This is a genomic window from Bradyrhizobium sp. CCBAU 51765 (assembly GCF_015291725.1).
GTDB lineage: Bacteria > Pseudomonadota > Alphaproteobacteria > Rhizobiales > Xanthobacteraceae > Bradyrhizobium > Bradyrhizobium liaoningense.
Genome location: NZ_CP030038.1, coordinates 4,683,439 through 4,705,374 on the forward strand (window position 1 = coordinate 4,683,439; position 21,936 = coordinate 4,705,374).

Consider the following 21,936-nt stretch of genomic DNA (forward strand, 5'->3'; position numbering starts at 1 on the left):
CGCGATTCAACGACGGCGGAGGCGAGAAGTTTCGGGGTGGAACGGGCCTGATCGGGAGCACGGACACGCTCCCCCACCCACGGGCTGAGCTCCCGGGCGAGCAGCAGTTTCGCTTGTACGAGAGTGACGTCGTAAGATGCGTCACGCCCATTTGGAGCAGCCGGCAAGAGCGGACGCGGAGGGCAACCCTCGCGCTTGGTACAGCCAGAATTCACAATCTTGGTACTGTTCTCGTGACGAGGCGCAACGCATCTATTCGCTAGTACCACGACCGCAGCGATCCCGATCGTCAGTCTTAGTTGGGAGCCCCGGTCAATGCAGACGAGCAGATCGCAGACACCGGACAACTCTGCCACGCCGCCTCGGCGTGTGGATAGCCGGGCGCGTTCGCACTCTCTGCCAACAGTTGCACCAAGAGACAAGGACCGAGGAGATAATTCCCATGAAGGCGATCGTCGTAACGGAACAGGCCGCGGGAACGGCCGGGTTGAAGCTGGTGAACCGGCGCGATCCGATGGCATCGATAAACGACGTCGTTGTTCAGGTTCATGCGTCCGGATTTGTTCCGACCGAACTCACGTGGCCCTCGACCTGGACCGATCGCCTTGAGCGTGACCGAACACCGTCGATCCCAGGACACGATCTGGCTGGAGTGGTTAGCGCTCTCGGATATGGCACTACAGGGTTATCGGTGGGGCAGCGGGTATTCGGCCTCACGGACTGGTATCGCGACGGCACGCTGGCCGAGTACGTGGCGGTTGAGGCACGCAACCTCGCGCCGCTGCCGGGTGACGTCGACTTCACTGTGGGCGCGAGCCTGCCGGTCTCGGGCCTGACCGCATGGCAAGGGCTGTTCCAGCACGGCCGTCTCAAGGCGGGGCAGAGCGTCCTGGCACACGGCGCGGCCGGCGCAGTCGGTTCGATGGTGACGCAACTCGCACGAGAGGCCGGCGCCTACGTCATCGGCACCGGACGCGCCGCCGACCGTCAGACGGTGCTCGACTTCGGCGCGCAGGAATTCGTCGACCTCGACAACGACGCCCTGAACGACGTCGGCAAGGTCGATCTGGTGTTCGATGTTATCGGCGGTGACATCCAGAAGCGATCCGTCGGCCTGCTTCGATCGGGAGGAACGCTGGTGTCTATCGTGGGGCCGGCCGAGGCACGGCCCGCCGACGGTCTGGCAGTCGACTTTGTCGTCGAGGCCGACCGGGCCCAACTGAGTGAGATCGTCCAGCGGGTGCGGGATGGACGACTGCGGACGAACATCGGGAATGTCTCGACTCTCGACGGCGCCGCTGCCGCCTTGAATCCGACGACGCGACGCAAGGGAAATACGATCATCCGCGTTCGCCCCTGAACGACGCACGCCCGTGGATGCACGCGGCCGGCCGGCGCTGTCCGGCCCGGCCGAATGTTGCCTATGATGTGGCCGACAGCGGGCCGAGTCGTCCACCCCTCGGACGTCAGCTTCGGCCTCAGTGAGCGGAATTCGTGGAGGGGGTTGCCGGTTCGCTGATGGCCAGAACCGAACTCCCGAAGCGTCACTCGATGACCTGGTCGGCCGTGGCCAGCAGCGAATGCGGAACGGTGAGACCGAGTGCTTTCGCGGTCTTCAGATTGATGACCAGCTTGAGACGAGTAGGCTGCTCTATGGGCAGATCGCCGGGCTTTGCGCCTTTCAGGATCCTGTCGACATAGCCGACCGCCCGCCGGAAATGATCGGGAAAATCCGGTCCATAGGAGAGCAGCAGGCCGTAAGGGACCTGTTCGGCGTTCGATGCAATTGTCGGCACCTTGTGCGCCATGGCCGAGGCGCCCACCTGCACCCGTTCATTGTACATCGGCGGCCCAACAGCAAACGCACCATCAAAGCTCTCGCGCGCAATGACCGAAAAGGCCGGGTCAATTTCATCCGCCGTCGTCACTTCGAACACTTTGATCAGACATCCCGCATCTCTCCCCGCTCTTTCGTTCGCGATGGCGGTGGGCTTGGAAGACGGCTCTCGCGGATCGAGCACGAGGGCCAGGCGGCTCAATTTCGGAACGATTTCCTTGAACAGCGCGAGCCGCTTGCCGGAGAGATCAACGGTCATCAGTGAGAGTCCGGTCACGTTGCCACCAGGACGCGCGAGGCTCTCGACGAGCCCCCTGCCGACCGGATCGGGGTCGGCGACAAGCACGATGGGGATCGTGCTGGTCGCTCGCTTGGCCTCCCTGGCGCCAAGTCCCGTCACAGCGACGATCACATCGACTTTGCCTTCCGCAAGTTCCTGCGCCATTGCGCGAAATCGTTCAGGTTGCTCGGCAGGAAAGCGGTGCTCCAGTTCGATATTCTTGCCGTCGAAGTAGCCAAGCTCCTGAAATGCCTTGGTCAGGACGACCAGATATTCCTCTTCCTGCTTGGCGTCGGCGGCATGCCAGAGAACACCGATGCGCGGGTTCGGTTTGCGTCGCTGCGCGCGCGAGGCTACTGGCCATGCTGCAGCAGTGCCTCCGAGAAGCGTGATGAATTCGCGGCGTTTCATTCGATCACCTCGCCACATTCCGGCTGAGCTGCGGACCGCATTGGAGTACGATCCAGACGACGTGAAACACAGGTTGCTACGAGCTGTCGCGAATGCTTCGCCCAGAACGCAAGCACCGCCTGATCATAGCCGTCGGCGGCACCGGCGAAAGGTAATGCTAGACGACATTTCTGCCTCCGCGCAATTGCGGTTGGCTACGCCGGATCTCGTCTCGGAAATGTCCTCAACGACGAAACCCTTGCACGCAACCAGGAGAACAGATCGCGCACTCTTTGTGAATGAACACCGGGGAGGATCTTTTCAGAAAGCACGATTGCCCTCCGAAGACCATGTCTGCTGCGGTCACAGGCGGCGGCCGAGGCGAACGCGTCCCCGCGTCCGGGTGACCGCCGATAGCCTATCGTCGCAGGCCAGTGTCCATGCGCCCCTTGGCCTCCATCGGGCCATCGCACGGCTTGTCGCACCGCTTTCCGTCCGAGCGCCGGGCTGGTAGGATGGCGCCATTATTTTGAGGCATTTTGATGCGCGCGAGGATTTTCAATCGCGTCCTGGGGTTAGCCGCGCTGGTCGCCGTCGTGCTCGCTGCCACGACGCTTCACGCATCGGCCGAGAAGCGCATCGCGCTCGTGGTCGGCAACTCCGCCTACAAGAACATCACCCCGCTCGACAACCCGTTGAGGGACGCGAGCCTGATGGCGGAGACGCTCGGCGCGCTCGGCTTCACGCTGGTCGGCGGACGCGCGCAGTTCGATCTCGACAAGGGCGCGATGGACCTTGCGGTGCAGAGCTTTGGCCGGCAGGTCCAGGGCGCCGACGTCGCGCTGTTCTATTATGCCGGCCACGGCGTGCAGGTGGCGGGCTCGAACTACCTCGTGCCCGTCGGCGCCAATCCGACCCGCGAGGCCGACGTCGATTTCCAGATGACCGATGTCAACCTCGTGCTGCGCCAGATGCAGGGCTCCGGCACGCGGCTCAACCTCGTGATCCTCGATGCGTGCCGCAACAACCCCTTTGGTTCACGCGGCCTGCGCGCCTCGGACGGCGGCCTGGCACAGATGCGTGCGCCCGAGGGCACGCTGATCTCCTACGCGACCCAGCCCGGCAACGTTGCCCAGGACGGCAGCGACGGCCACAGTCCCTATACCAAGGCGCTGGCGACCACGATCCGGGTCGCTGGCCTCGACGTGTTTCAGACCTTCAACCAGGTCGGCCTTGCCGTGAAACGCGCCACCGCAGGCGCGCAGCAGCCCTGGGTGTCGTCCTCGCCAATCGACGGCACGTTCTATTTCGTGCCGCCGACGCAAACCGCACCGCCGCAGGTCGCGGCGATGCAGCCCGATCCCCTGCCCGCGGAGCGCCTGCGCGCCGACCCCGACCGCGTGCCCTTGCGCGATGCGGCGCTGCTCAGCGAACTGAGCGAGCGGCTCTACGAGCTCAATTTCGATCCTGACACACCCGACGGCCTGACGCGCGCGATCACGAAACTCCAGCAGCGGATTTCGATGGCCGCGACCGGCGAAGCAACCGAAGGCCTCCTGCTGCGAATGCGCAAGATGGAGGATCTGAAGCCCTGGGGCTCGATCGTCTACGGGCCCGACGGCAGCAAATGGGGCATGTCGTGGAATCACGCCTCGCGGCGTGCCTCGGTCGCGGATGCGCGTGGCAATTGCGCCGGCGCCAAATGCCCGATCGAGCTCTCGTTCTACGGCCGAAGCTGCGGCGCCTTCGCCATCTCCGACAAGTCGTGGTCGCTGGTCCAGCGCGACAGCGTGCAGCGCGCCCGGGAGGCCGCGCTTGACGAATGCGGCAAGGCTGGCAAAGCTTGCCGCATTATCGGATCCGTCTGCGCCGACGGCTCCGGCCGCTGATACATTTTTTTATTTGGATTTTTCACTCATGCCTAACGCCGTCACCCGTACGACTGCCCTCACCTTTCTCCTCAACCTCGCCATCGCCTCGTCGGCCGCCTACGCGCAATCCGGCAGCGCCGGCGGCTCGATCGGCAATGATGAGAAGTCACTGTCGGGCTCGCGTTCGGAGCGCTCGGCCGAACCGGCTCCGTCCGCACGCCGGAGCAAGCCGGCCGAAGAGCCGCGCTCGTCGTCGCGACGAGGCGGTGGCGGAGGCTTCGACGGCGCCTGGATGGTCACCAGCATCGGCTGCGGCGGCTCGACCACCGGTGCGGTGGTCGTCACGTCCGGCCGCGTCATCGGCGAAGGCGTCAGCGGAACCGTCAGCCCGAGCGGCTCGGTCTCTACACGCGGACAAGGCCAGGGCGTAACCTTCACCGGCGCGGGCCGCCTCTCCGGCCGCAGCGGGTCCGGGACGTGGCGTCGCTCCGACGGCTGCGGCGGAACCTGGACTTCAGCCAAGCAGTAAGGCCGAGAAAGCCAGATATCGCGGCGGAACGATCGCGCCGCAAGCCCGATTCAAGCCACATCCTCTCCGGATTTGCGGCTCATTGCCACCCAACTCTTTGACGAGAAAGGGCTGGTTGAGAGTTGCGTCATGCGTAACCGGGAGACCAGGATGGGCAACCGAACCGCAAAATTCGTATCTGCGCTTATTGGCGGCATCATTGCCGGCGCACCGCTGGCTGCCCTGTCGCAGAACGCGCCGGCCCCGTCGAGCGCTGCCAGCACGGCTTCCGACTGCCTCGCAGCGCCAAAGGGCGCCGCGCCACAGGGACAGCACTGGTACTACCGCCTCGAACGCACCACCAAGCGGCAATGCTGGTACCTGCGTGCCGCCGGCGACAAGGACACCGCGAAAACCGCACAGACCGCGCAGGCTCCGAGCGATACGCCGACGGCAGATGCTCCGGCGCCGCAACAACACGCTGTGCAGGACGCGCGCGCCGAATATCCGACGCCGCGGAGCAGCACCGCCCCGAAGACACCGAACGCCCCCGCGCAGGCCGCCGCCGCAGCACCAGTCCAACAAGTCGCGGAGCAGACCGCTGACGGCAACGCGCAGCAACCCGCCGCCACCGCGCCCTGGCCCGATGTCTCCACAGCGTCCGCTCCGCCGGCGCCAACCGTCGTCGCAGCCCCCGCGCAGCCGGGCGCAAAGCCGTCGAAATCCCCGTCGCCGGTGGCGCTCGCTGCGGCAGACAGCACGACCGACAAGCCGACCGGCTCGCTCCAGACGCTGCTGCTCGTGATCGGCGGCGCGCTGGCGCTCGCCGGAATCCTCGGCAGCGTCATCTACCGCTTCGCCGGCGCGCGCGTCCGCGTCCAGTCCGCCGACCGTCACGGACATTGGCGCGATTGGGAGACACAGGACCAGGACGGAAGCCGTGCGCCCTGGCTCGCTTCAACGCCGGCCGACGCCCAGCCGCCGCACCCCATCGACTTCGATGCGGTACGTCCGCAGCCGAAACAACGAGGGACAAAACTCGCCGCGATCGGCCGCGAGATCGAGCTGATCGACGCGCGCAGGCAACGGGCCGCCGCCCCGGCCGAACCTGTCGCGATCAGAAGAGACAAGGTCGAGACGAAGGCGGTCGACAAGAAAAACGAGACCGTCGCCCCGGCTTCCCAGCTCACCGCCGCCGAAATCGGCGAGGAGCACGATGACGCGCCGGCAGGCCATGACGCCGATGCCGTCGACATCGATGTCATCACGACGATGCTGGAACAACTGGCGAAGGAAGGACCGCGCCTGTCGCGGCCTAACCTTGAAGCTGACCTTGCAAATTTCGCACGAAGCCTGCGAGGCCGATCCGCCGCTCGCGCTTGAGGCGTTCGGCCTTCAGGATCGACTGCACCTCGGCGAAGGCCTCGTCGATGTCGTGGTTGATCACGATGTAGTCGTACTCGGCCCAGTGGCTCATTTCGTGGCTGGCGCGGCTCATGCGCTTGCGGATCACCTCGTCGGAATCCTGTGCGCGCGAATGCAGGCGCTTCTCGAGATCGCTGGCCGAGGGCGGCAGGATGAAGACGCTGACGACGTCGGCACGCGCCTTCTCGCGTAGCTGCTGCGTACCTTGCCAGTCGATGTCGAACAGCACGTCCTGCCCGGCCGACAGTGCCGCTTCGACCGGCACGCGCGGCGTGCCGTAGCTGTTGTCGAACACGGTCGCCCATTCCAGCAGCTCGTCGCCCTTCACCATGGCGTCGAACCTGGCCTTGTCGACGAACAGATAGTCGCGCCCGTCGACCTCGCCGGGGCGCTTGGCGCGCGTGGTGGCGGAGACCGACATCCTGAGGCCCGGCATCCGCTCGATCAGGAGCCGGGACAGTGTCGTCTTGCCCGCGCCCGAGGGCGAGGACAGCACGAACATCAGTCCGCGCCGCTCGACACCGTCAGTTCCGTGACCGCCCGTCGTCATCGATCACTCCAGATTCTGGACCTGCTCGCGGAACTGCTCGACCACGTTCTTCATGGCCAGCCCCGTGTTGGTCAGCTCGATGTCGTTCGACTTCGAGCAGCAGGTGTTGACCTCGCGGTGAAACTCCTGCGCCAGGAAATCGAGCTTGCGTCCGATCGGGCCGCCCTTGCCGATCAGCTCACGCGCCTGCGCAATGTGGGAAGCGATGCGGTCGAGCTCCTCGCGGATGTCGGCCTTGGTGGCGATCAGGATCGCCTCCTGCATCAGGCGGTCGGAATCGAACCGGTCCGAGGTGTCGAGCAGGGCTGCAATCTGCTCGGCGAGCCTGGCCTTGATCGCCTCGGGCTTGCGGCCCGGCGCAGCTTCCGCCTTGCTCGCAAGCTGCTCGATCTCGTCGACACGCTGGGTCAGGATCTGCCCGAGCGAAATCCCCTCGCGCCTGCGCATCTCGACGAGGTCGGCAAGCGCCTTGTCGAAGGTTTCGGCCGCGGCGGCACGCGCGGCCTTGTCCTCCTCCTCGTCGCCCTCGGGCTCGGCGATCTCGACCACGCCCTTGATGGCGAGCAGGCCGTCGATGCTCGGCGCCACCGCGTCGACCTTGCCGGAGATCAGCGCGGCGGCCTTGAGGACCGCATTGAGCACGTCCTCGTTGATGCGGACCGTGGCGGCCGCATTGGTGCGCTTGACGTTGAGATTGGCGTAGACCGTTCCGCGCGACAGCAGCTCGCCGGCGTGCTTCTTGGCATGGGCCTCCAGCTCCTCGAAGCCCTGCGGCAGCCGCACCCTGAGGTCAAACCCCTTGGCGTTGACCGACTTCAATTCCCATTCAAACGTGTACGGCCCGCTCGCGCCGTGGCTTCGGGCAAAGCCGGTCATGGACGACAGCGCCATCGGTTCAGATTCTCCAGGAACACGGGATTCGCGAGGCTATCAAGCCACGCGAATCTTAAGACTATTTTGCGGGAAAGTGGAATCCGCAATGCCCGCAGGCAAGGCCCGCAAGTCTAAAGCGCGATGCGATTGGGATGAACCGTCATCGCGCTTTAGGTTGTTGTTTAAGCATGATCTTTTCGGAAAACCGCTGCGCACTTTTCCGGATCATGCTTTAGCGCTGGACCACCGGCGGAGAGGACTGCACCGCGCCCTGCCGGGCCGGCGCAGGATTGGCGGGACGAGTGGCCGGCGGTTTCTTCTGCTGGCTCGGCCGCGCCGGCGTGGTCGCGGTCGGCGTATCGGCGGCCGCCGGCGCGCTGCCCGCCGGCGGCTGCGCCTCCTCGGCCGGCTCGACCGTGTCGTTCTGGATCTGCTTTTCCATCGCGCGGAGCTTCGCGACGTTCTTCTGATGCGCGTCGTAGGTCTCGGTGAAGGCATGCCCGCCGGTGCCGTCCGCGACGAAATAGAGGTCGCGGGTGCGGGCCGGATTGGCGGCGGCCTCGAGCGAGGCCCGGCCCGGATTGGAGATCGGACCCGGCGGCAGGCCCTCGATCACATAGGTGTTGTAGGGCGAGGGCTGCGTGATCTCGCTGCGCTTGATCGGCCGGCCCAGCGTGCCCTTGCCGCCGACGAGGCCGTAGATGATCGTCGGATCGGACTGCAGCTTGATCCTCTGCTTCAATCGGTTGACGAACACCGCGGCGACCCGGCTGCGCTCGTCGGGCTTGCCGGTTTCCTTTTCGACGATGGACGCCAGCGTGACCAGCTGCTCCGGCGTCTTGACCGGAATGTCCGGACTGCGGCGCTCCCAGATCTCGGCCAGCACGCGCTTGTGCGCCTGCTGCATGCGCTGGACCACCTGCTCGCGCGGTGTGCCGCGCGGGAACTTGTAGGTCTCCGGCAACAGCGTGCCCTCGCGCGGCAGCTCGCGCACGCTGCCGGTGAAGATGTCGTTGTCGGACAGCCGCGCCACGATCTGCTCGGAGGTAAGACCTTCCGGAATCGTGACGGCGTGCTGCACCACCTTGCCCTCGACGATGGTGGCGATGACGTCGCGCAGCGACGCGTTCTTCTGGAACGAATACTCACCCGGCTTGAGGTCCGAACTCGCCTTCAACGCGGCGACGCTGGCGATGAACACCCAGGGATTGATGTCGGTCACCCCTTCCCTGTTCAGGGTCTCGGCGATGTCACGCTTGCCCGCGCGCTGCGGGATGTTGACGATCTTGTCCTCCGTGAGCGGCCCGGGTGCTTCGAGCAGCTGCCGGCCGTAATAATAGACGCCGCCGGCGCCGAGCATGGTGATCAGCAGAAGGGTGATGATGGCGTTGCCGACGATCACGAGCGGATTGCGCGCGCGGTCCGATCGCTTGGGCGGCGGCGGGAGCTGCTCGGGCTCGAGCGCTGCCCGCGGACTCCGGGGTGAAATGGGCGGCCTTTCACTCATCGAGACAACCTGAATCCTGCCGGTTCAATCGCGGCCGACAATCGCTTGCCCTGCCAAAATGCACGCGCCCACGTCCATGACTATCGCCGAATGCGGCAAAACGGTGGTTTCGTCTCAAACGCAAACTAACTGGCCAAGCGGCGGAAGATCACCGACGCATTGGTACCGCCAAAACCAAAAGAGTTCGATAACGCGACGTTGACCTCACGCTCCTTCGACTTGTGCGGCACGAGATCAATTGCAGTCTCGACCGAGGGATTGTCGAGGTTGATCGTTGGCGGCACGACGTTATCGCGAATCGCGAGAATCGCGAAGATCGCTTCGATCGCACCGGCTGCGCCGAGCAGATGGCCGGTCGACGACTTGGTCGAGGACATCGCAACCTTGGAGGCGGCATTGCCGAGCAGACGCTCGACCGCGCCGAGCTCGATCTCGTCGCCGAGCGGCGTCGAGGTGCCGTGCGCGTTGATGTAGTCGAGATCGGACGGCGTGAGGCCGGCGCGCTTCAGCGCCGCCAACATGCTGCGGAAGCCGCCATCGCCGTCGGGCGACGGCGAGGTGATGTGATAGGCGTCGCCCGAGAGGCCATAGCCGATCACCTCGGCGTAGATCCTGGCGCCGCGGCGCCTGGCGTGATCGAGCTCTTCCAGCACGAGGACGCCGGCGCCCTCGCCCATCACGAAACCATCGCGGTCCTTGTCATAGGGACGCGAGGCCTTCTCGGGTGTCTCGTTGAAACCGGTGGAGAGCGCGCGCGCGGCGTTGAAGCCGGCAATGCCGATGCGGCTGATCGGCGACTCGGCGCCGCCTGCGACCATCACATCGGCATCGCCGAGTGCGATCAGGCGGGCAGCATCGCCGACCGCGTGCGCGCCGGTCGAGCAGGCCGTGACCACGGCATGGTTCGGCCCCTTCAGCCCGTGCGCGATCGAGACGTAGCCGGAGGCGAGATTGATCAGGCGGCCCGGAATGAAGAACGGCGACACCCGGCGCGGTCCGCGCTCCTTCAGGAGGATGGCGGTTTCGGCAATGCCGTTGAGGCCGCCGATGCCGGACCCGATCATGGTGCCGGTCGCGCACTTGTCCTCTTCAGTCGCGGGATGCCAGTTGGCATCCTCGAGCGCCTGGCCGGCCGCGGCCATGCCGAAGATGATGAAGTCGTCGACCTTGCGCTGGTCCTTCGGCTCCATCCACGTGTCGGGATTGAAGCTGCCGTTGGTCCCGTCGCCGCGCACCACCGTGCAGGCGATCTTGGTCTGAAGATCGGAGACATCGAAGCTCTCGATCCTGCGCGCACCGCTTTCGCCGTTGAGGATCCGCTTCCAGGTCGGTTCGACGCCACAGCCGAGTGGCGAGACCATGCCGAGGCCTGTGACGACAACTCGCCTCATATCCGAAAACTCCGCATCGAAAGACTCACGGCCAATAACAAGAAACCGGCTGACCGCTGCGAAGCGGCCCGTCCGGTTTCAATGTTGTCCCCGCGAAAATGAAGAGCTTAGCTCTTCGCGTTCTTCTCGAGAAACTTCGTGGCGTCGCCGACGGTGAGAATCGTTTCCGCAGCGTCGTCCGGAATCTCGCAACCGAATTCCTCTTCGAACGCCATCACCAGCTCGACGGTATCCAGACTGTCGGCGCCGAGGTCGTCGATGAAGCTCGCGTTGTCGACAACCTTCTCGGGCTCAACACCAAGGTGTTCGACCACGATCTTCTTAACCCGCTCGCCAATGTCACTCATTGCTTAACCTCGTGTTGTTCCCTGTAGACCCGACCCCCCGGGACGATACGAGCCGTCGTGGTCGTTTGACTGCCTTCGCTTACGAACTTGATTTGGCCCATCCTAACCGATGCAGGCCCGGCGAACGACGGCCAAAGGCTCCGCATCGCCAATATACAGGGTTTCAAAAACCTGCAATGGCGTTCTTTGCCCATCCGTTGAAGGTCCGGTTATCATACTTCAATTGCCTTGACTACAAGCCTCATTTCGCTCCGGAAACGGCCGTTTGCCGCATCCGGCACCGCCTTGACGGCAGTGCGGCACGAGGCGTCAGATCATGGCCATGCCGCCGTTGACGTGGATGGTCTGCCCGGTGACATAGGATGCTTCGTTCGAACTCAGGTAGACCGCAGCTGCCGCAATGTCTTCGGGCGTCCCCAGGCGGGCAGCCGGAACCTTGGTTAGAATCGTTTCACGCTGCTTGTCGTTGAGCGCATCCGTCATCGGCGTCTTGATGAAGCCGGGCGCGATGCAGTTCGCGGTGACGCCACGCTTGGCGTATTCGGCACCCAGCGTCTTGATCATGCCGATCAGGCCTGCCTTCGACGCAGTATAATTGCCCTGCCCCGGATTGCCGGTGACACCGACCACGGAGGTGATGGCGATGATGCGGCCGAAGCGCTTGCGCATCATCAGCTTGGTCGCGGCGCGCGCCAGGCGGAAGGTCGCGGTCAGATTGACATTGATGACCTCGTCCCAGTCCTCGTCACGGAGTTGCACGAAGAGGTTGTCGCGCGTGATGCCCGCGTTGGCGACGAGAATGTCGACCTGGCCCATCGCAGCTTCTGCAGCCGGCACCAGCGCCTCGACCTCGTCGGCCTTGGAAAGATTGCAGGGCAGCACATGGGCGCGCTCGCCGAGCTTGCCCGCAAGCTCGTCCAGCACTTCCTTCCGCGTCCCCGATATCGCGACGGTGGCGCCCTGCGCGTGCAGCGCCTGCGCGATCGCGCCGCCGATGCCGCCGGTCGCGCCGGTGACGAGCGCCTTTCGGCCAGTCAGATCGAACATCGATAACTCCTCCAAAGCACGCCCCGGAAAAATGCGCAGCGGTTTTCCGGAAAGATCGTGCGTCAACTCGAGAACTCAAGCGCGGCGACCATTCATCGCGCTTCAAGCCTGCTTCGCAGCGGCCAATGCATCCCTGGCGGCGGCAATATCGTTCGGACCGCCGACCGCAACGCCCACGGCACCGTCCGCGATGCGCTTGACGAGACCTGTCAGCACCTTGCCGGCGCCGATCTCGAAGAAGCGGGTGACGCCCTGCCCGGCCATGTAAGCGACCGACTCGCGCCAGCGCACGGTGCCGGTGACCTGCTCGACCAGGCGGCGGCGGATCTCGTCGGGATCGGTGATGGCGCTCGCCAGCACGTTCGACACCAGCGGCGCGGCAGGCGACTTGATCGTGACCTTCGACAACGCCTCCGCCATGGCGTCCGCAGCAGGCTGCATCAGCTTGCAATGGAACGGCGCGGACACCGGCAGCAACATCGCGCGCTTGGCGCCCTTGGCCTTGGCGATCTCGACGGCGCGATCGACCGCGGCCTTGTCGCCCGAGACCACCACCTGCCCGCCGCCATTGTCGTTGGCGGCCTGGCAGACCTGCCCCTGCGCCGCCTCGCTGGCGACCTCCATGGCGGCTTCATAGTCGAGACCGAGCAGCGCGGCCATCGCGCCGGCGCCGACCGGGACGGCCTTTTGCATTGCGAGACCGCGCGTGCGAAGCAGACGGGCGGTATCCGAAACCGTCAGGCTGCCGGCCGCGGCCAGCGCCGAATATTCACCAAGCGAATGACCTGCGACGAAGGCAGCATCTCGTCCCACGGAAAAACCCGCCTCGGCCTCCAGGACGCGCAGCGTGGCGACGGACACCGCCATCAGCGCCGGCTGGGCGTTCTCGGTGAGCTGGAGGGTTTCGGCCGGACCTTCCCAGATGGTGGCCGTCAGCTTCTCGCCAAGCGCGGCATCGACCTCGTCGAACACGGCGCGCGCCACCGGAAAGGCGTCGGCCAGGGCCTTGCCCATGCCGACCGCCTGGGAACCCTGCCCAGGAAATGTGAATGCAGCCGTCATCGGCGCTCCCTGCTTGTCGGGCATGGTCCCTGCGAGAACCGGCAGCCGATTACGCACGGCCTTAGGCCATGGTTCCGGATCATGCTCCAAAGGGGGCCGTAGACACCGTCCGGGGCTGCACTGTCAAGCCGAGATGGAGGCTTCGACCAGCATTCAACGGGGAATGCGCCCCCTCAAAACCCGCCGGCGGTCTGGTTGGCATCGACGTCCGCCCCGGCCTGCGCGCGGCGCGCACTGTTGACGAGTTGCCCCGGCCGATCCTCGCGGTTCGGCCTGGCCGTCGCCAGCCGCAGCACCGCCGCGTAATTCGGCTGCACTTCCATGCGGCCGGCATATCGGCTCTCACTGAGGAGGCGATGCACCTTAGGCAGATTGTAGCAGGGCACGTAGAACAAGAGATGATGCTCGAGGTGATAGTTCACGTAGTACGGCGCGATGAACAGGCGCTCGAGGAGATTGGCATGCGTGGTGCGGGTATTGCGCAGGGGATCGCTGCTATCGGGGACGACGGCGTGCTCTGCAATGTTGCGAATGCGGGTGATGACCATCATCCAGGTCAGGAGCGGCACCAGCCATAGCAGCGGATAGGCCCACCACACGCCAGCCGCAGCGAGCGCCGCAAACATGATCGCGTTGACGATACATTGCGGGCCAAGCTTCTCCCAGAAATGCGCCGCACGCTGCCGCCACGGCCAGTCCCTTGGCCCGAGCGCGTTGAGCAGTTGCGCCTTGCGCTGCTGGTAGCCCGTCTGGCCGGTGATGTCGCGAATGAACTTGCGGCGATAGCTCAGCCTGGTGATCGGAAACGGCGCCGACAGCACGAGATCAGGGTCGTCCTCCTGCTGGGTGCGCGCATGATGCTGCAGGTGATAGCGCCGGTAGCTGCGCGTCTCCGCAAACAGCGGATAGGCGCAGAACCACTGGCTCAGCGCCAGATTGGTCTTCTCGTCGGCGGACAGGCAGCCATGTGCACCGTCATGCATCAGGATCGCAAGGCCGAGCTGGCGCGAGCCGATGATGGCGACGGCGAGCACGTAGGTGATCGGATTGGGCCACCACGCGACCAAGGCGATCGCTCCTGATATCAGCGCCCAGGCGTGCGCGATGAGCGCAACACCTTTCCATGTCGCGCGCTGGCGCACGTCGGCCAATTGATCGTCGGTCAGGAAATCGCGGGCACGCATGCGAAGCGCGGTCATGGCCTAACCCTCTCCATTCGAATCGCTGGATTCGCCTGCCTCCTCGACGAGACGCAGGCGCGCGGTGTCGCCGGTGGATCTCGCCTGCTCGCCCAGCAGGCGCAGCATCTCGGCGCAGAGCTCCTCGGGCGAACGGCCCATGGCATAGCCTTCGAGAATGACGCCGATGGCGACGGCCCAGAACCGCCGCGAGCTTTCGTCGGGCGCGCGCAGGGAGCGCCAGCCGTGCCGCGCCACCTGGCTCGCATAGGCGCGCGCGCCTTCGCCGTGCAGGCGCTCGATGGTCCGCTCCACCAACGGTGCGAGATCCTGACGACGACGCGTCAATGTCAGCGCTTCCGCGAAGAAAACGACCGAATCGCTCGCCGTGACCGTCGCGGTCAGCGCGTGGGTATATTCCCGCGGCGTGCGCGCCTTCAGGGCCGCCTGCTCGGTGGCGCGCGCCAGGTACAACAGATCGCGGCAGGCGCATTCGACGAACAGCGCCTCCTTGGTGCGGAAGTAATAGGTGATCTGGCTCGGGAACGCGTCCGCGGCAGCCGCGATGTCGGTGATTGCCGTGCCGGACAGCCCCCGCTCCCGAAACAGTGGGCTCGCGGCATCCAAGAGCAACGACCGCATTTTACGGCCGGCCGAGCGCGTCGCGCGCGCGGCGTGCTTGGGGTCACCTGCCGCCTCGAGCGGCCCGCGGGCCGAGCCTTCTGCCATGGAGGGTCCTCTTCGTCGATTTGTTTGTATGACATACAAACAAATTGGTCAAGCGGATATGGTATGGCAGGGTGGTCCGGTTTCGCCGGCGCGGGATCGGGGCCGAAACCTGCCCCCCCAAAACTTGCAAAGCCGGCCAAAATCCGTATAAGGCGCGCATCCGCAGACCCCGGCCGGGAGCTGAACGGACGGTCTCAGCAAATCATTCGTGATTTTGGTGTGGCAGGGCCAGTCGGCCCGTCGTCCCGTGTTTCCGCCTTCTGAGCTTCATCCCAGAGTCCTTTCCGAAGGTCTCTTAAGGGCTTGACGCCGGGCGATGCGCCAACATGAGGAAAGGACTTCCATGCCTCTTTACGAGCATGTTTTTCTTGCGCGCCAGGACGCGAGCCCGCAGCAGGTCGAAGAGCTGACTGCGCAGATGACCGGAATCGTCGAAGGCCTCGGCGGCAAGGTCACCAAGACCGAGAATTGGGGCGTACGCTCCCTCACCTACCGCATGAACAAGAACCGCAAGGCGCACTTCGTGCTGCTCAACATCGACGCGCCGTCCGCGGCGATCGCCGAGATCGAGCGCCAGGAGCGCATCAGCGAAGACGTGATCCGCTATCTCAGCGTCCGCGTCGAGGAGCTCGAGGAAGGCCCGTCCGCGATGATGCGCAAGGCCGATCGCGATCGCGAGCGTGACGATCGCGGCGGCGGCTTCCGCGGCGAGCGCGAAGGCGGCTTCCGGGGCGACCGCGAGGGCGGTTTCCGCGGCGATCGCGGTCCGCGCCGTCCGCGCGACGAAGCTGAAACCACGGATGGGGAGTAAGAATAATGGCTGAAGCTGGTGCACGTCGCCCGTTTTTCCGTCGTCGCAAGAGCTGCCCGTTCACGGGCGCCAATGCGCCGAAGATCGACTATAAGGACTCCAAGCTGCTGATGCGTTACGTCTCCGAGCGCGGCAAGATCGTGCCGAGCCGCATCACCGCGGTGTCCGCAAAGAAGCAGCGTGAACTCGCCCGCGCCATCAAGCGCGCGCGCTTCCTGGGCCTCCTGCCCTACGTCATTCGCTGATACGACCAATTCGACCGGCGGCCGCGGGCCGCCGGTCGTGACTTTTTCGAACTCATAAGGCTTCCGGGTCGTCCGGTCGCCGATGGTTGGGGCAAACGACGCCTCTAACCGCTCGAAGGGAGCGGGACAGCTGATGATGGCATTTGTACTCATTGCCCTGATCGCCGGCGCCGCGTCGGCCCTGATGTTCGCCTCGATCATCTCGGGCGCGATGATCTCGCTCGTCCTGTTCTATCTCGCACCGCTGCCGCTGATGGTCGCCGCGATCGGCTGGGGACCGCTTTGCGCCAGCCTCGGCGGCATTGCCGCCGCGATCGGCCTCGGCGCCCTGTTCGGCCTGCCCTACTGCATCGCCTTCGCCGTCACCGTCGCGTTGCCGGCCTGGTGGCTCGGCCATCTCGCCCTGCTCGGCCGGCCGGTGGGAAGTCTCGCGCCGGACGCCGCCTCCGCCAAATCGGCGCCGGCCCCCGAGATCGAGTGGTATCCGGTCGGCCGCCTCCTGCTCTGGATCGCAGGCTTCGCCACGCTGACCACGATGGCCGCCCTGCTCACGCTCGGCAGCGACGCCGAGACCATCACCGGCACGCTGCGGCGCGGGCTGATGCGCCTGCTCCGCACCACCGACCCGCAAACCTCGGGCGAAGCCAGCCAGTTCGTCGACGCGCTGGTGCGCATAGTCCCGGCCGGCGCCACGATCATCGCGATGATGACGCTGACTCTCAACCTCTGGCTCAGCGCCAAGGTGACCGCGACGTCGGGCCGGCTGCGCCGTCCCTGGCCGGATCTGATGGCGGCCGAGCTGCCGCCGATGACGCTAGTGGCGCTCTGCATCGCGCTCGCCTTCTGCTTCACCGGCGGGCTGCTTGCCATCGTCGCGCAGATCGCCACGGCCGCGCTGATGATGGCCTATGCGCTGACCGGTTTCGCCGTGCTGCATACGCTGACGCTCGCGCTGAAGAGCCGCACATTCTGGCTCGGCTCGACCTACGTCGTCGTCGTCGTGTTCGGGTGGCCCGTGCTCGCGATGGTCATCCTCGGTCTTGCGGATGCCGTGTTCGGCTTTCGCGAGCGCTTCCTGCGCGGCCGGCAGCCGCCCCCACTGCCAACGCCTTAAGTCACCCCGAAACTGAAACCTACAGAGCACTTCAAGAGGAGAACGAATATGGAAGTCATTTTGCTGGAACGCGTCAACAAGCTCGGACAGATGGGCGAAGTCGTGAAGGTTCGCGACGGCTATGCCCGCAATTTCCTGCTCAAGCGCGGCAAGGCGCTGCGCGCCACCGCCGACAACCGGGCCAAGTATGACGGCATGAAGGCCGAGCTCGAGGCCCGCAACCTCGCCTCGAAGGCCGAGGCGTCCAAGGTCGCCGAGAAGATCGAAGGCAAGAACATCATCGTGATCCGCCAGGCGTCGGAAGCCGGCCAGCTGTTCGGCTCGGTCAACGTGCGTGACATCGTCATCGCGTTCGAAGCCGATGGCGTTTCGCTGGCTCGCCCGCAGATCCAGCTCGATGCGCCGATCAAGACGATCGGCAAGCACACGATCACCGTCGCCGTTCACCCCGAGGTCGAGGTCGAGATCACCGTGACGGTCGCGCGCAGCCAGGACGAGGCCGAGCGCATCAACCGCGGCGAGGATATCTCGACCCGCAACGAGGACCGCGATGCGGCTGCCGAGGCGATCGCCGCCGCCGGCGAGTTCTTCGATCCGGACGCCCAGCACGACGAAGTCGAGCCGGCCCCGGCTGCGGAAGAGAAGTAAGCCACAAGCCGTCACTCCGGGATGGTCCGAAGGACCAGACCTCAGCTGCGCAATTGCGCACCTGAGGTCTCGCTTCGCGAGCCCCGGAATGACGGCAGTGGAGATCAGCCCGGTCGCCTCAGGCGGCCGGGCTTTTCATTTTGCCGGCGACGTCCTCGCTCAACATCGCGATCGAGGCCAGCGCGGTTGCCGTATGCTTCTCGACTCCGTCGCTGACGCAGAACACGTCGGCCGCAACCACAGCGACCTGTCGGCCCGGCTTGATCACCTTTGCCCGGCAGATCAGCTTTTCACCGACCGCTGGCGACAACAGGTTGAGCTTGTATTCGGCCGTCAGCGCCGCCTGGCCGCGCGAGGTCGCGGCCGCGATCGTCGTGGCGTTGTCGACGAGGAAGGCGGTCACGCCGCCATGGAAGAAGCCGTGCTGCTGAAGCAGTTCGGGCCGGCGCTCCACCGCGATGGTGCAGGTGCCGCGCGACAATTCGGAGAGCTCGGCGCCCACCAGGTTCATGAAACCCTGCCGGCCGACGTTGGCATGGATGCGTTCGGCAATTGGCGCGAATTCCGGATCAGCGTCGGCCCGCATGCGGTCTCTCCCTATTTCTTGTTGATGCGATCGAACGGCCTCAGCGCACGAATGGCGCAAGCGATCAGGGTGTCGGCCTCACTGCGCGGATCGGTGCGGTCGCGCCCCGACAGAAAGGCACGGCAGAAGATCTGCGCCGGACCGATCAGCTGGCTGACGAACATCACCGGCGTCATCGGCAGAAGCTCACCGCCTGCAACAAGCGGCGCCCGCCAGCGCTCGATGCCTTCGGCAAGCCGCGCGTTCTGCGCGCGCTGGGCATCGCGCACGTCCTCGCCCCATTCGCTGCGTGAGATCTCGAAGAGGTAGCGCGCCTCGCGCCGGCTGGTCGCGACCCAGTCGAGATGCGCCCGGATCAGGCGATCGATGCCCTGCTCCGCATCGGGCACGGGATCAAGCGCGGCCAGCACCGCGGCGTGATAGTGCCGCAAGACCTCCAGGAACAGCGCACCGGCGAGCTCCTTCTTCGAACCGAAGGCATGAAAGAAGCTGCCGTTGGAGGCGCGGGCCCGGGTGCGGATCGCGGCCACCGTCGCGGCTTCGAAGCCGACGCGGTCGAACACCAGCAGCCCGGCTGCCAACAGATCGTCTCGCACGCTCGCCGCCATCGACGCCTCCTAGAGTATCACTCTAGAGCAATACTCTAGTCGTGGTCAATGCGATGCGGAGGCCGCATCGAAAGCGGCCTCCGCATGTCGGTGAAAAGGTAGCGGATCTAGCGCGAGATCGGCGGTGCCGGCGGGCCGGACGACTGCGCCGGCGGGGCTGCAGCGGTCGCGGGCGGTGCCGGGTCCTGCTGCGGCCTGGCCGCCGGTTCGGGGCTTGCAGGCGCGGCCGGTTTGGAAGCGGCCTCGTCCGCCGGCTTGGACGACGCAGGTTCAGCGGGCTTTGCCGCGGCAGGTGCAGCCGGCGCCACCTGCGGGACCGGGTCGGGTCGCAGTGCCGGAGCTTCGCTGCCGCGCGTCTCGACCTTCGAGCTGTCCGGCCTGGCCTCAGCGGGCTTGTCGGATGCCTTGCCGCTGTCGGGCTCGGCCTTGGCGCTGTCGGGCTTGACGGACTCAGGCTTTGGCTCGCTCTTCTTGTCCTCGGTCGCCGGCGCGGCGGCATCGACCTTGGGGGCTTCCTCGGTGCCCGGCTTGGCGCGCCGCTTGCCTTTTCGCGGCTCGGGCGCTGCCTGTCCCTCCGGCGTCGCACCTTCCTCGGCGGGTCGCGCCGCGCGCTTCTGGCGCGCGCCCTCGGGGGCCGGAGCAGCACCCTCGCCCTCCGGCCTGGCGGCCTCCTGCGAGCGGTGGCGGCGGCCCTGATGCTCAGGCGACTGGCCCGGAGCGGTATTGGATTCCTTCTCCCTGGCGCCGTCCTTCTTGCCGTCCTTAGCCTGGTAGCGGGTGTCGGTGGCACCGTTGGAGACCAGGTAGGAGGCGAGGACGCCCGCCATGTCCGAGCTCGTTGTGTAGTGCTGGCGCAGGAATCCCGGCAACGAGCTCGGCGTGACGGACTTCAGGAGTCCGCGCGGGCTCTTGTGGCAGGCGTTGCAGGTCTGCGCGAAAAGCTGGGATGGGGTCTTGCCGGCCTCGAGGTTCGTCGCCTGCGCAAGAACGGTATCGGCCGCGCCGAAGCCGATCAGAAGCAATACCGTCGCGAGGCTGAGCGCTCGGCTCGACATTCCCATCATCTCCATTGAATTCCGCGAATGCAGCCGGCCTCCGGCGCAGCGGCGGTCACCTTTTAAACGATTGAGCTGCGAATGGAAGCAGGCTCCGCGCGCAAGGATGTGATTAAGCCATTTTCGAATATCGGCTTTGAATACAGCGCAATAGCGCAGCCGGAACCGCCTCGCTAGATTTGGATGCAAACGCATAGGAACCGCTGCGGCGCCTGGGCGTCAGATGTGAAGGCCGGGTTAGTCGCATCTTTCGGGTTCGCTCGAGAGGAAATGTCGATGGACCGTTTGTTGCACAGATTCCTGTCTCAATTCATCCGGCGCGGGTCGATGACGGTGACCAGCGCAAACGGATCGAAGTTCACCGTCGGCGACGGCTCCGGCGAGCCGGTCGCGGTGCGCTTCGTCACCGCCGACGCGGAGCGGAAGAGCCTCATCAATCCCGAGCTCGGGCTCGGCGAGGCCTATATGGACGGCGAGTTCGTGGTCGAGCGCGGCACCATCGCTGATGCCCTCGCGATCCTGCTCGATCAACCCGACCTATTGCCGCATTGGGCTAAACCGTGGTGGCACCTGCGCTACCTGACGCGGCACCTGAAGCAGTTCAATCCCCGCACCCGCGCCCGCCACAACGTCGCCCATCACTACGATCTCGACGGCCGGCTCTATTCGCTCTTTCTCGATGCCGACAAGCAATATAGCTGCGCCTATTTCGAAGCGCCCGAGATGCCGCTCGACGACGCGCAGCTTGCCAAGAAACGGCATATTGCGGCGAAGCTCCTCATCAAGGACGGCCAGCGCGTGCTCGACATCGGCTCCGGCTGGGGCGGCCTCGGGCTCTATCTCGCCGAGATCGCGGGCGCCGACCTCACCGGCATCACGCTGTCGACCGAGCAGTTGCAGGTCGCCAATACGCGCGCTGCCGAAAAGGGCCTGACGGACTCGGCCAGATTCCAGCTCCAGGATTATCGCGACATTGACGGTACTTTCGACCGCATCGTCTCGGTCGGCATGTTCGAACATGTCGGGGCAAGGTTCTACGACGCCTATTTTCAGCGCTGCGCCGAATTGCTGAGCGAGGACGGCGTCATGCTGCTGCACGCGATCGGCCGTTCGCAGGGCCCGGACTCGACCAATCCCTGGATCGCCAAATACATCTTCCCCGGCGGCTACATCCCCGCCCTGTCGGAGGTGCTGCCGGCGATCGAGCGGGCGGGCCTGCTGGTCTGCGACATCGAGATTCTGCGCCTGCACTATGCCGAGACGCTGAAGGCCTGGCGAGAGCGCTTCATGGCGCGGCGCGAGGAGGCGGTGCAGCTCTACGACGAGCGCTTCGCCCTGATGTGGGAGTTCTATCTGGCGGCCTGCGAGATGACGTTCCGCAAGCAAGCCATGATGAACTTCCAGATCCAGCTGACCCGTCGCCAGGGCGTTGTGCCGACGACCCGCGACTACATCCAGCGGGAGGAAGCCCGGCTGCGGGCACGTGAGGCCTCGGCCATGCCCAGGCTCAAGCTGGCAGGTGAATAGACCCCAGGTCCTAGTGACGCAGGGTCGACATCAGGGAGGTCCTGGAAGAGGCCGTCAGCGCCAGCTGCGCGCGCAGCTGCCGCAGGATCTCGGGTGCGACCGGCTGGCGACGGACGTCGGGCCGTTCCGCGTGCTCCATGGCCGCGATCAACCCGGACAGCCAAAGCCGGCTGCCAGCCTCGCTTCGCCAGTTCTGGTGCTGCCGTTCTGGCTGCATCGTTCGCCTCGCGTCCTGTTGGCGGGGGAATGGGACAATCCCCGGCCGGCCTGGCTGTTCCACATTATCCCCGAAAGAATCCGGGGAGATGTGATCTGCTTCACATAAGTCCGGTCGGGGCTGTCTTAGA

General features: G+C 65.5%; 23 protein-coding genes. 9 read left to right on the forward strand and 14 right to left on the reverse strand.

Annotated features, from left to right (window positions below):
• Positions 1-442: 442 nt before the first annotated feature.
• Positions 443-1,360, forward strand: coding sequence for an NADP-dependent oxidoreductase (locus XH96_RS22500; protein WP_194387712.1), 918 nt, complete (start codon positions 443-445; stop codon positions 1,358-1,360).
• A 184-nt stretch (positions 1,361-1,544) separates the two neighbouring features.
• Here XH96_RS22500 and XH96_RS22505 read toward each other — a convergent pair whose 3' ends face one another.
• Entirely contained in the window at positions 1,545-2,528 is a 984-nt protein-coding gene (locus tag XH96_RS22505; RefSeq protein ID WP_194387713.1) for an ABC transporter substrate-binding protein, read from the reverse strand.
• Between the two features lie 521 nt (positions 2,529-3,049).
• Between XH96_RS22505 and XH96_RS22510 the strand changes: the two genes are divergently transcribed.
• From XH96_RS22510 to XH96_RS22520, 3 genes are all read left to right on the forward strand, one after another.
• The gene (locus XH96_RS22510; RefSeq protein WP_194387714.1) at positions 3,050-4,396 is read left to right on the forward strand and encodes a caspase family protein; all 1,347 of its coding nucleotides are present in this window, start codon (positions 3,050-3,052) and stop codon (positions 4,394-4,396) included.
• 28 nt (positions 4,397-4,424) lie between these two features.
• Positions 4,425-4,907 carry a hypothetical protein gene (locus XH96_RS22515; protein ID WP_194387715.1) on the forward strand — a complete coding sequence of 161 codons (483 nt, stop codon included), beginning with the start codon at positions 4,425-4,427 and terminating at the stop codon, positions 4,905-4,907.
• A 150-nt stretch (positions 4,908-5,057) separates the two neighbouring features.
• Positions 5,058-6,269, forward strand: coding sequence for a hypothetical protein (locus XH96_RS22520; RefSeq protein ID WP_194387716.1), 1,212 nt, complete (start codon positions 5,058-5,060; stop codon positions 6,267-6,269).
• On the opposite strand, the gene gmk is transcribed toward XH96_RS22520, so the two are convergent.
• From gmk to XH96_RS22565, 9 genes are all read right to left on the reverse strand, one after another.
• Positions 6,202-6,861: a guanylate kinase gene (gene gmk / locus XH96_RS22525; protein ID WP_194387717.1), complete on the reverse strand. Its 660-nt coding sequence runs from the start codon at positions 6,859-6,861 to the stop codon at positions 6,202-6,204. The two genes, XH96_RS22520 and gmk, sit on opposite strands and share 68 nt — an antisense overlap.
• A gap of 3 nt (positions 6,862-6,864) precedes the next feature.
• On the reverse strand, positions 6,865-7,752 hold the full coding sequence (locus XH96_RS22530) for a YicC/YloC family endoribonuclease (protein ID WP_194387718.1): 888 nt from the start codon (positions 7,750-7,752) through the stop codon (positions 6,865-6,867).
• 214 nt (positions 7,753-7,966) lie between these two features.
• Positions 7,967-9,241, reverse strand: a complete 1,275-nt coding sequence (mltG, locus tag XH96_RS22535) for an endolytic transglycosylase MltG (RefSeq protein ID WP_194387719.1) — start codon at positions 9,239-9,241, stop codon at positions 7,967-7,969.
• A gap of 125 nt (positions 9,242-9,366) precedes the next feature.
• Entirely contained in the window at positions 9,367-10,632 is a 1,266-nt protein-coding gene (gene fabF, locus XH96_RS22540) for a beta-ketoacyl-ACP synthase II (protein WP_194387720.1), read from the reverse strand.
• A gap of 107 nt (positions 10,633-10,739) precedes the next feature.
• Complete coding sequence (locus tag XH96_RS22545; protein ID WP_008551805.1) at positions 10,740-10,979, reverse strand: acyl carrier protein; 240 nt, start codon at positions 10,977-10,979, stop codon at positions 10,740-10,742.
• A 309-nt stretch (positions 10,980-11,288) separates the two neighbouring features.
• On the reverse strand, positions 11,289-12,026 hold the full coding sequence (fabG, locus tag XH96_RS22550) for a 3-oxoacyl-[acyl-carrier-protein] reductase (RefSeq protein ID WP_027574176.1): 738 nt from the start codon (positions 12,024-12,026) through the stop codon (positions 11,289-11,291).
• A 102-nt stretch (positions 12,027-12,128) separates the two neighbouring features.
• The gene (gene fabD / locus XH96_RS22555) at positions 12,129-13,088 is read right to left on the reverse strand and encodes an ACP S-malonyltransferase (RefSeq protein ID WP_194387721.1); all 960 of its coding nucleotides are present in this window, start codon (positions 13,086-13,088) and stop codon (positions 12,129-12,131) included.
• 173 nt (positions 13,089-13,261) lie between these two features.
• Positions 13,262-14,287, reverse strand: a complete 1,026-nt coding sequence (locus tag XH96_RS22560) for a fatty acid desaturase family protein (RefSeq protein ID WP_194387722.1) — start codon at positions 14,285-14,287, stop codon at positions 13,262-13,264.
• 3 nt (positions 14,288-14,290) lie between these two features.
• Entirely contained in the window at positions 14,291-14,995 is a 705-nt protein-coding gene (locus XH96_RS22565; RefSeq protein ID WP_194387723.1) for a TetR/AcrR family transcriptional regulator C-terminal domain-containing protein, read from the reverse strand.
• 343 nt (positions 14,996-15,338) lie between these two features.
• Here XH96_RS22565 and rpsF point away from each other — a divergent pair, with 343 nt between their 5' ends.
• The 4 genes from rpsF (at position 15,339) to rplI (ending at position 17,813) form a co-directional block, all read left to right on the forward strand.
• Positions 15,339-15,806 carry a 30S ribosomal protein S6 gene (gene rpsF / locus XH96_RS22570; RefSeq protein WP_024338128.1) on the forward strand — a complete coding sequence of 156 codons (468 nt, stop codon included), beginning with the start codon at positions 15,339-15,341 and terminating at the stop codon, positions 15,804-15,806.
• A gap of 5 nt (positions 15,807-15,811) precedes the next feature.
• A complete protein-coding gene (gene rpsR / locus XH96_RS22575; RefSeq protein ID WP_007592020.1) occupies positions 15,812-16,051 on the forward strand; it encodes a 30S ribosomal protein S18 in 240 nt (79 codons plus the stop codon).
• 133 nt (positions 16,052-16,184) lie between these two features.
• Complete coding sequence (locus XH96_RS22580; protein ID WP_194387724.1) at positions 16,185-17,165, forward strand: DUF2232 domain-containing protein; 981 nt, start codon at positions 16,185-16,187, stop codon at positions 17,163-17,165.
• A gap of 48 nt (positions 17,166-17,213) precedes the next feature.
• Complete coding sequence (gene rplI / locus XH96_RS22585; protein ID WP_194387725.1) at positions 17,214-17,813, forward strand: 50S ribosomal protein L9; 600 nt, start codon at positions 17,214-17,216, stop codon at positions 17,811-17,813.
• Positions 17,814-17,931: 118 nt separating this feature from the next.
• Here the strand turns inward: rplI and XH96_RS22590 are convergent, their stop codons facing one another.
• From XH96_RS22590 to XH96_RS22600, 3 genes are all read right to left on the reverse strand, one after another.
• A complete protein-coding gene (locus XH96_RS22590) occupies positions 17,932-18,399 on the reverse strand; it encodes a PaaI family thioesterase (protein ID WP_194387726.1) in 468 nt (155 codons plus the stop codon).
• Positions 18,400-18,410: 11 nt separating this feature from the next.
• Positions 18,411-19,007 (reverse strand): TetR/AcrR family transcriptional regulator, encoded by a 597-nt coding sequence (locus XH96_RS22595; RefSeq protein WP_194387727.1) that lies wholly within the window; start codon positions 19,005-19,007, stop codon positions 18,411-18,413.
• Between the two features lie 107 nt (positions 19,008-19,114).
• Positions 19,115-20,062, reverse strand: a complete 948-nt coding sequence (locus tag XH96_RS22600; RefSeq protein WP_194387728.1) for a hypothetical protein — start codon at positions 20,060-20,062, stop codon at positions 19,115-19,117.
• Between the two features lie 276 nt (positions 20,063-20,338).
• Here XH96_RS22600 and XH96_RS22605 point away from each other — a divergent pair, with 276 nt between their 5' ends.
• On the forward strand, positions 20,339-21,589 hold the full coding sequence (locus XH96_RS22605; protein ID WP_194387729.1) for a cyclopropane-fatty-acyl-phospholipid synthase family protein: 1,251 nt from the start codon (positions 20,339-20,341) through the stop codon (positions 21,587-21,589).
• A 10-nt stretch (positions 21,590-21,599) separates the two neighbouring features.
• On the opposite strand, the gene XH96_RS22610 is transcribed toward XH96_RS22605, so the two are convergent.
• Positions 21,600-21,806, reverse strand: coding sequence for a transcriptional regulator (locus XH96_RS22610; protein ID WP_194387730.1), 207 nt, complete (start codon positions 21,804-21,806; stop codon positions 21,600-21,602).
• Positions 21,807-21,936 lie beyond the last annotated feature (130 nt).